Raw genomic sequence first — 9,187 nt, forward strand, 5'->3', positions numbered from 1 at the left:
GGTCACCCCGGCTACACCACTATGCGGGACTCAACTACCAGCTCAGCCCTGGTTTGCCGCCGGATGGTTCAGACGACCTCACGTGCTCCGTGCCGGGTCCACACGGGTGGGTCGACTCTCAGCGGTGCCTGGCGTTCAGCGGTGCAGCGGGTGTGCCGGTCCGCGTCGCCGTCGCACGCATGAAAGGTGTGTCCTGGCGGTAGGTGATGGTCCGCAGTTCGGTGTCTACCCTGATCGGTCCGACCGGATCCACCCCGGCCCAGCCCGTTGATCAGCCACCACCAATGAAGCTGACGGGCACGGTCGGGAGACTCCGCGCTACCCACATCGATGAGCATCATCGGCTCTTCCCACTCATCACTCAAGCCGACCCATTGTTGAGGCGGCGGCGCCCCCGTACCCGGGGCCACGGGTCGTAAACCCGTACCCAAACGTCGACCCGGTTGAGATGAGGGGCCCGCCACCTTGGTGGAAGCCGTTGTCATGGCTCGGACGCTCGGGCGACCGGGACCCGGCCTGTATGACGAACCCCTACCGATGCTGGGTACCCCAACGGCACCGGGTGAGACATCCAGTGACGCCCCTGCGGGCGACGCGCTCACTTCCCCATGACGGTCTGGAAGTGGCGGGAGGCGCCTCGATGAACGCGTGTCTGATCCAGCGCGCTGCGTCGCCCTGCGGCTGCCGTGTTTGCAGCTTCTACTGGGTGAGCTGTCGGGTCCGGCTCAGCGATTACCGGCGGGCGTCGCGTGATCAACGCGACGAGGTCCCGCTTTGCAGGCTGGGCGGTTCGCCGGTTCGGAGTGCACTCGTTCCCGACCGCTTGCGCGCCCGACAGACCTGGCCTGTACCCGGGTGAGAAAAGCACGAATCACGTCTAAGGGCAGAAATGTTGGGCAGTCGCGGTCGGTGGAAGCGTTTGTAAGCAGCCACGGACGGATTTCTTCCTTTACGACCATGCCGGCGCGGGCCCGCCCATCCTGGTCCAGGCCACGGTGGTTGAGCACACAGCCGCCTACCACGCCTTGCTGCCCAGTGCCGGTTCCGTCAGCGCTCGAAGAGAGGGTGAAAAGGCTGATCGAATCGTTGGTTTGTTGCTTGATTGATGGGAATGATGGGGCCAGATCCGTTGGGTCTCCGGAGGCTCGTCGGTATCAGGTCCGGCGGTTCAACCACGTGCCGTCGGGCCGCCACCGCTAGATTGGGTCTGATCGGGATGTAGTGATGGTGCGGCTGCGGGCGAGCTCGTCGGCGAGGTCGACGAGCTTGCGGTTGTTGTCTTGGCTGAGGCGCACCAACAGTAGAAACGCCCGTTCGCCGCTGATCTTGTAGCGCTCCATCAAGATGCCCTTGGCTTGCCCGATCAGGTCGCGGCTGGTCAGGGCGTGGATTAACTGGGCCTGCTTCTTAGCACCGACGTAGGCGATCGCGGCGTGCGCGGCGAACAGCAGCCCGATCTGCTCAGATTCGTCGGTGAACGCCTCCGGGCTGCGGGAGAACAGGTTCAGGGCTCCGAGGTTGTCGCCTTCGACGTAAAGCTGCAGTGACAACATGCTGGCCGCGCCGGCCTCGCTGGCTCGCCGGGAGAACAGCGGCCACCGCTGCTCGGTGGCGAGGTTGTCGACCCTGACCGTTTGTTGCTCATAGGCCGAGTCCAGGCAGGGTCCTTGCTGGGTTTCGTTCTGGATGGCGTCGATCAGGGTGGGCAGGTCACCGGTCGCCGCTTGGGAGCTGGCGCGTCGTCGATCGAGGACGATGCTGATCGAGCCTTCATCGGCGCCTGGGACCATGGCCACGGCGGCGGGCACGATGGCGGCCAGAATGGCGTCGGGGTCGTCGTGCTCTTCCAGGTCACGGGCCAGGGCGCTCAGCCCTTCCGCGAGGACGTCGATGTCGGCGGTGCCGGTGTCGGAGGTGGAGGGTTGTCCTCGGCCGCCGGTGCCGGGGCGGGTCTGGTCCACGAAACTCCTCACATGATGCGTCGCCTCGTGACGACTGCAGCGGTCCCCAACTTAGGGCCGATTCCTCCCTTTGGGCGAACCGTTGGCAACCCAGCCCTCTCGGAGAGCGTCACTGGCTGCGGCTGCTTCGGCGCATCTGGTCCTGTCAGGACATTCGATCCTTCCGACGCAGCGCCAGCGCCGTTCCTTGATCGCGACACCTGGCACGTCGCTCGACCACTGCTACTAGCCACCGTTGCGATCGCCTTGACCATATCCTGCCCGGGAGCTTGCTGACCTCAAGCCTCAAGGAAATCCGGCTGGGTTCAGAGACCCGCTTTCATGGCGGGCTGGGGCAGCTGTCGACGATGCTGGCCAGACCGGCGGCTCGATCCAGCGCCCAGGCCCACACAAGTGCGGCTACCCTTCGCGGCTCTTCACGATCGAGGGTGTAGCGCGGTCTGAATCCTCCGGCTTCGAGTAGGCAGCGGGGATGTAGTTGGTCAGGTTTCGGAACCCGAGGGCGGAGCCGCGGAGGTGCTCGAGCCTCGACCACACGCCGCCGTTGGCGTTGGACAGAACCCACCGAGCCTGGCCGCGGACTCCTCGAGCGCTGCAGCTCGAGCTCCTCAAGGCGATCGCCTCAGTTGGTCACCGGCCCGGGCCGAGCTGCCCCGCCCTTTCCGAGGGCCCCAGTTCGGTCCACCGTCGACGAGACCGCCGACACTACCTCAACGTTTGTTGAACTTGTCGTTGTCCGATCCGATGATCATTTCGCCGACGCTGACGAATCGGCAGGGTGTGCCGAGTCATCCCGTCTCAGCTCAGTGGCCGCCCATCGCGATCTTCGGCTCCTCTTCTGGGATGTCAGCGAACCGGTCCTTGGACCTGAGGTCGTAGATGGCATAGACCAATACGCCGAGGTAGCAGACTGCGGCGACGACGAAGGCTGGTGCTGTGCCGAACCGGTCGCTTGCCAGGCCCTGGATCGGCGGCATGATGGCGCCGCCGACGATTGCCATCACCAGGCCGGCGGCACCGAACTTGGTGTCCTGCCCGAGACCGTGCAGGGCTACCCCGTAGATGGTCGGGAACATCAACGAGAGGCAGGCCGACACCATTACCAGCGCTATCGCCCCGGACAGGCCAGGGAAGAACGCGGCATACAGGCAGAGCGCAATGGCGATGCCGGCCATGATGGCCAGCAGCCTGGTGGCCCGGATGTAGCCCATCAGCCAGGTCATGGCGAACCGGGAGATGAAGAAGATGATCAGGCTGACCTGCAGGAAGTAGGCACCCTTGACCGCGGTGCCGCCGGGGACCACGTCCTTGACGTAGAGCACGATGAAGGTCCAGGTGCAGACCTGGGCTCCGACGTTGAAGAACTGGGCTAGGACTCCGTAGCGCCAGTGGTGGTTGTGGTGCAGCCGGCGGACGGTTCCGCCGAAGTGCATGTGGTGGGAGTCCAGTGCGACGTCTTCATGAGTTCTGGGGACCTTCTTGATGAAGATGCCCACCCAGATGATGACCAGCGCGACCGCCAGGCCCAGGTAGGGCGTCATAATGGCGTTCAACTCGCCGGTCTGGATCGTGACCAGCTGGTCGTGCGGCATCGCGGCTCGCTGTTCAGCGGTGGCCGGGTTCATCTTCGGCAAGACGAGCACAGCGGCCAGCAAGACACCGAGGTTGGTTCCGAGCGGGTTGAACGATTGTGCCAAGTTGAGCCGTCTGGTCGCAGTGCCCTCCGGACCCATCGCGATCGCAAACGGGTTCGCTGAGGTTTCCAGAACGGAGAGACCGGCTGCCATGATGAACAGAGCAATGAGGAAGAAGCCGAAGGTCAGCGACTTGGCGGCCGGGTAAAAGCCGAATGCCCCGATCGCCGCGAGGCCTAGGCCCGTGAGGACACCCACCTTGTAGCCGTACCGCTGATTGAGGAACGCGGTCGGCAGGGCCAGGCAGAAGTAGGCCCCAAAGTAGGCAAACTGAACGAGCGACGCTTGGAAGGTGCTCATCGTGAAGATGCCCTTGAAGGCGGTCACAAGTGGGGCGGTGAGGTCCTGGGCCAGCCCCCACACGACAAAGCAGCTGGTCAACAACCAGAACGGCAGGACCATGTCCTTGTCGATCAGCGGTGGCTTCTTCTTCGTCATCCGACCATCTCCTCACCCGAGCCAGAGCCCACAGCTGACCGTCTCGCCGGGGAATTGTCAAGACGACTTGGCGCCACCGACCACACCGTGGAATCGATCATGCCTAAAGCCGGATAACGATCATTGCGGGTGTCTGGTGCTGAGGCCGCGGTTCCGTCGCATCGAGCGAGATGGGGGGATGCGCAGATGACCAGATATTCAAGCGAGACGCTCGACGCAGGCATCGGGTGTTGAAGCCTCGATCCGTGGATCCGTTCGGGTCTGAGCGGACTGGGAACTGGAGTGTTCATGGAAGAACAAATGTGGAGCCTACTGCTCTGCCCGAGTTTGCACCGGGAGGTTCCTGGTGGTCGTGGCGGGGTGCGCCATTCAGGACGGCCGGTCGACCATCGGGCCCGGTCGGGCGACTCTGTACTGCCTAGATCGATGAGCACCATCGGCGCTTCCCACTCATGACTCGCGCCGACCCTGATGACTCGGCGGTGAACCCGTATACCCGGAAGCACGGCTCGCGAAACCCGGCTCACGCCGACTCCGCTCAGATGAGGGGTTCGCACCTTGGCGGAAGCGTTGTCGTGGCCCGGGCAACGGCAACCCACCCAACGGCGGGTACACCAGACCGGCCTCGTGACCGGTCCTGTGTAGCGGCCGAGCGAACCGCCGGCCAGCAGCTCGGAACTGCCGATCTTCTCGTCGGCCCGGGTGTGCCGGAGGGCGGCGAACAGGCCGACCAAGGCGGTCCCACGGCGATCAGCTTGAACACGGCGACCTCGCCGGCGGAGCTGGGGTCGAAGACCCGCCCGTACATCGCGACCGGGCTCGGCGTCGCGTTGATCAGGGCCGGGCCCTGGACCGGGGAGGTGATGTCTAGATAAACCCCAGCGGTGGCTGCAGAGCTTCCCGCGGCCGAGAGGGCGAAGGTGGCGACGCAGGCGGGCAGCAGAATCTTGTCCCGGCGGAGGTTGTTGGCTAGCAGAGCGCCGGCCCCGCGCAGCTCGTTCATCGCCTGCCGCCGACGGCCACCGGACCCGTGGTCTCGGCCTGCCGGTCGTAGTGGCGCAGGAACAGCTGTTCGTGGTTGGGCGGCTGACAGGCAGGTGAGGGTGATGATCCCGTACGCCCCGAGCGAGGGGAGCAGGGCGCCGATCCGGGCCGTAGGTACGGAGCCGCGGATCCGGTTCCGTCCACCTGGAGCTCGGCCAGGTCTGCCAGGAGGGTCGGCTGGGTCGGCAGGTCGCGGAGCGTCACGTCGACGGAGGTGGTAGTGACGTGACGCATCTCGGCCGGCTGCCGGTCTCCGCGCTGCGTCCGGAACGGATGATGCCTACCCGGTCGCACCGTGCCGCGACCTTGGACATGAGCTGGTCGACAACCGTGAGGAGATCTGCAGCAGTGGGCGGTCCTGAGCCGGGAGGGGATCGGTGCGGTCGGCTCGGCAACCCGAGCGGGGCAGCGGCTGGAGGAAACCGCGCGGTTCTCTGAGTTCCTCAACCGGAAAGGCGAACCTGATACATCGATGGCGGACCTACGTCCGCGACCGGTAAGTCCGCATCTTTACCGACCGGCGGGTACCTGACATAGCCGCCGTTTCACCGGACAGCCCAAGAGCACTGATCGCGAAGGTGTGGCAGCGGAGCGCGCCCGACCTGGAGGCTCGACTACTCCGCCAGCCGTGACGATGGACTCTTCAATCTGAGCGTGCCGCAAGAGGACCGTCTTGCGGAACTGTCGTGGCGGTGGGTAATCGATCCGCGGAAGGGATCGTTGGCATGGACATGGTCGGTGTGTTGTTCGTTCTGCTAGGGCTGATGGCACTTGCTGCGGCTCTGCTGCCGCGGCTGCTGAGCCGTGCGCCGGTCTCGATGCCGATGGTCGTATTGGGCGGTGGCATTGCGTTGTTCGCGGTGGTACCCGGCCTGCCCACGCCTGATCCGTTGAGTCATGGCACGCTCAGTACCCATCTCAGCGAGGTCTGCGTGATCGTGTCCTTGATGGGTGCCGGGCTCGCGATCGACCGACCGGTCAGCCGCGTCGGCTGGTCCAGCACCTGGCGCCTGCTGGCGATCACCATGACCCTGTCGATAGCCATCGTGGCAGCCGCGGGCATTGTGCTGCTCGGTTTGGGGGTGGCCGCCGCGATCTTGCTCGCAGCAGCTCTGGCGCCCACCGACCCCGTTTTGGCCAGCGAGGTACAGGTGGCCGAACCAGCGGAAGACGCCGACCAGCCCGACGAGGACGAGGCCAGGTTCGCGCTCACCTCCGAAGCTGGACTGAACGATGGCCTCGCCTTCCCTTTCACCTACCTTGCCCTCGGCGTGGCCGCGGCCGGTGCGCTCACCTGGCCCGTCTTCGGTCACTGGGTGGGGATCGATCTGGGCTGGCGGCTGTGCGCCGGCGTGGCCGTCGGACTCCTCGTGGGCTGGCTCCTGCGGCGGCTCTTCTTCAACACACCGGTGCCGTCGCTGCGGTTGGCCGATCATGCCGAAGGCTTCGTCGCGCTGGCGGCGACGTTCCTCGCCTACGGCACCGCCGAAGCCGTTGAGGGCTACGGCTTCCTGGCTGTCTTCGTCTGTGCCTGCACCATCCGCGCCGGCGAACGTTCCCACGGTTACCATCGCGTTCTGCACAGCTGGGTCGAACAGCTCGAGCGGCTGCTCACCGTCCTTCTGCTCCTGCTCCTCGGCGGCGCCATCGCCCGCGGGCTCCTCATCCCCCTGCAGCCGGTCGACGTGGTCGTCGTTGTCGGCTTTCTCGTCTTGATCCGGCCGTTGCTGGGATGGCTCGGACTGATCGGTGGCCGGACCGGGCCACGAGAACGCGCCGTGATCGCCTTCTTCGGCGTCCGCGGCATCGGCACCTTGTTCTACATCGCCTACGCCCTCGGACACGGCACCTTCGACCACACCGACCGGCTGTGGGCGATCGCCGGACTCACCGTAGCCTGCTCCGTCGTCCTCCACGGCATCACCGCCACCCCGGCCATGATGCTGCTCGACCGCACCCGCCAGAAAGCCACCCAAGACCGCCACGGCACCACCGAACACGCCAGCGACACCGCCGTCTAGCCCCACCGTCCAGCCGAAGATCACCGTTGGACACCCTCGCCACTGCGCTGCAGACCGTACTACTGCCAGGTGATGGCGTCAGCCATCATTCGCTGGCCGGCAACAGTCGCGAACAGGTACCTCCGCCACTCCCGACGCCACTATGCACGTCGATCACGGTGCCGTCGGCATCGACGGACACCATGAGGTCTGCGGACCCGGAAGCCGGGGTGCGGTGGTCGGTTGGCCGGCGGGGTCGACGGCCTGCTCATCCTGTTTCGTTGTCGAGCGATGGCACGCGACCTAGCCTTGGTTGTGAGGTCGCACAGGATGGTCAGGGCGCGTGGGTCGGTCCGGGCGGTCGGGGTGCGAGGCCGGAGGCGAGGACCTATGGGATGGGAGATTCTGGCGGCGGTCGGTGTTGGCGTCGTCGTGGTTGCCGGAGCGAGCATGCGAGTCGTGAAGCAGTTCGAACGCGGGCTCGTTTTCCGATTCGGCCGTGTTCTGGGTCGACAGCGTGGTCCTGGCCTGACGATGCTAATCCCGGTTGTCGACCGATTGCGCAAGGTGAGTGTCCAGGTGGTCACCATGGCGGTGCCGGCGCAGGAGGGCATCACCCGAGACAACGTCACTGTCCGGGTGGATGCCGTTCTCTATTACCGTGTGGTGGACCCGGTTCGGGCCATTGTCAATGTCGAGGACTATCCCTTTGCGGTGTTGCAGGTCGCGCAGACCTCGCTGCGGTCGGTCATCGGCAAGAGTGACCTCGACGATCTGCTGACCAACAGGGAGAGGCTCAACCAAGGGCTGGAATTGATGATCGACAGCCCGGCGGTCGAGTGGGGTATTCACATCGATCGGGTCGAGATCAAGGACGTTGCACTGCCCGACACCATGAAGCGTTCCATGTCTCGCCAGGCTGAAGCGGAGCGGGAGAGACGAGCTCGGGTCATCTCGGCCGACGGGGAGCTGCAAGCCTCGGACAAGCTGGCCCAGGCGGCTCATGCTATGGCTGACACGCCAGGCGCCCTTCAGCTCCGGCTGCTCGAGACGATCGTCGAGGTAGCGGCTGAGAAGACCTCGACACTGGTGTTGCCGTTTCCGGTCGAGCTGTTGCGCTTCCTCGAAAACAACACCGCGCCCAGTCGGGGGAACGACAAGACGACCAGCCTTGCTGAGACAGTCGGTGGGAGCGCGTCGTCGATAGAGCAGAAGCCGCGAGATGACCCTCCGGCAGCCTTGTCGCGCGCTGCAGCGGGCGCCGGGCCCCTTCCACAGCCGTCGACGGAGACAGCGTTCGGACACCCGAGGCCAGGCGACGTGCTTCACGCCGACGGGATCGCGGCCCCCCGCGCGTGAGTCATTCCTGTGGTCGAAGGACTCCGTGAGCCGAGCCCGTTCGTGGTCCGTCGATCGCCACGAAACGGTGAGAGGGCGATCGTGGCCGACAGCGGGACGCGATCGCCGCCACGGCGGTGTCGTCGTTGTACCCGACCGGCGCTGTCGGCAGGGCCCCGGTGCCCAGCACCTCCCGGACAGCCTGCAGACCGTCGAGCTATGACTGACCACCACGGGACGTCCGCACCTGGCGCGCCAGCCCGTGGCGTTTCATCGCTGCCGTATCGGCCTCTCGCCGCGCCGCCGCGATCGCGTGTCGCCGCCGTAGATAGGTGCGATCTGTCGATGCCTCAACCTAGATGGTCGGATGCCAAGCCGATTCCCTGCTCGTCCGAGGCAGGCAGCACATCGACCGATGGATCGTCGACCCGCCACCCCACCACCATGATTGGCACCTTCCGGTCGGCCTCAGACTCGACAACCATGCACAGGACGGTGAACAGCAAGCGGACCGATCGGGGTGGGGAGTCGTGGACGGACCGTCGATGTTTGAGCCGGACGCCACGGTTGGTGATTCGTCGACGATCTCTAGGGGCGTCTGGCGCGATCGGGCGAGGCCGTCGAGGTTGGGCACCACGAGGGTGCAGCGCTAGTGGTGTGTCTGTGAATTAGCAAGGTATTCTTGGTAGACTGGCCGTGTGGTGGCTACGGC

Annotated in this window: 4 protein-coding genes; 2 read left to right on the forward strand and 2 right to left on the reverse strand. The window is 65.5% G+C overall.

Annotated elements, in window-relative coordinates; genetic code table 11:
• Positions 1–1,196 precede the first annotated feature (1,196 nt).
• Both ABD747_RS25650 and fucP read right to left on the reverse strand, forming a co-directional pair.
• The gene (locus ABD747_RS25650; RefSeq protein ID WP_344809999.1) at positions 1,197–1,961 is read right to left on the reverse strand and encodes a GAF and ANTAR domain-containing protein; all 765 of its coding nucleotides are present in this window, start codon (positions 1,959–1,961) and stop codon (positions 1,197–1,199) included.
• 803 nt (positions 1,962–2,764) lie between these two features.
• Positions 2,765–4,093, reverse strand: a complete 1,329-nt coding sequence (gene fucP / locus ABD747_RS25660; protein WP_344810000.1) for an L-fucose:H+ symporter permease — start codon at positions 4,091–4,093, stop codon at positions 2,765–2,767.
• Between the two features lie 1,769 nt (positions 4,094–5,862).
• Between fucP and ABD747_RS25665 the strand changes: the two genes are divergently transcribed.
• Together ABD747_RS25665 and ABD747_RS25670 are read left to right on the forward strand one after the other, a co-directional pair.
• Positions 5,863–7,158 carry a cation:proton antiporter gene (locus ABD747_RS25665; RefSeq protein ID WP_344810001.1) on the forward strand — a complete coding sequence of 432 codons (1,296 nt, stop codon included), beginning with the start codon at positions 5,863–5,865 and terminating at the stop codon, positions 7,156–7,158.
• 429 nt (positions 7,159–7,587) lie between these two features.
• Positions 7,588–8,496, forward strand: a complete 909-nt coding sequence (locus ABD747_RS25670; RefSeq protein WP_344810002.1) for a slipin family protein — start codon at positions 7,588–7,590, stop codon at positions 8,494–8,496.
• Positions 8,497–9,187: the final 691 nt, after the last annotated feature.

Source organism: Microlunatus ginsengisoli (genome assembly GCF_039537205.1).
Lineage (GTDB): Bacteria > Actinomycetota > Actinomycetes > Propionibacteriales > Propionibacteriaceae > Microlunatus > Microlunatus ginsengisoli.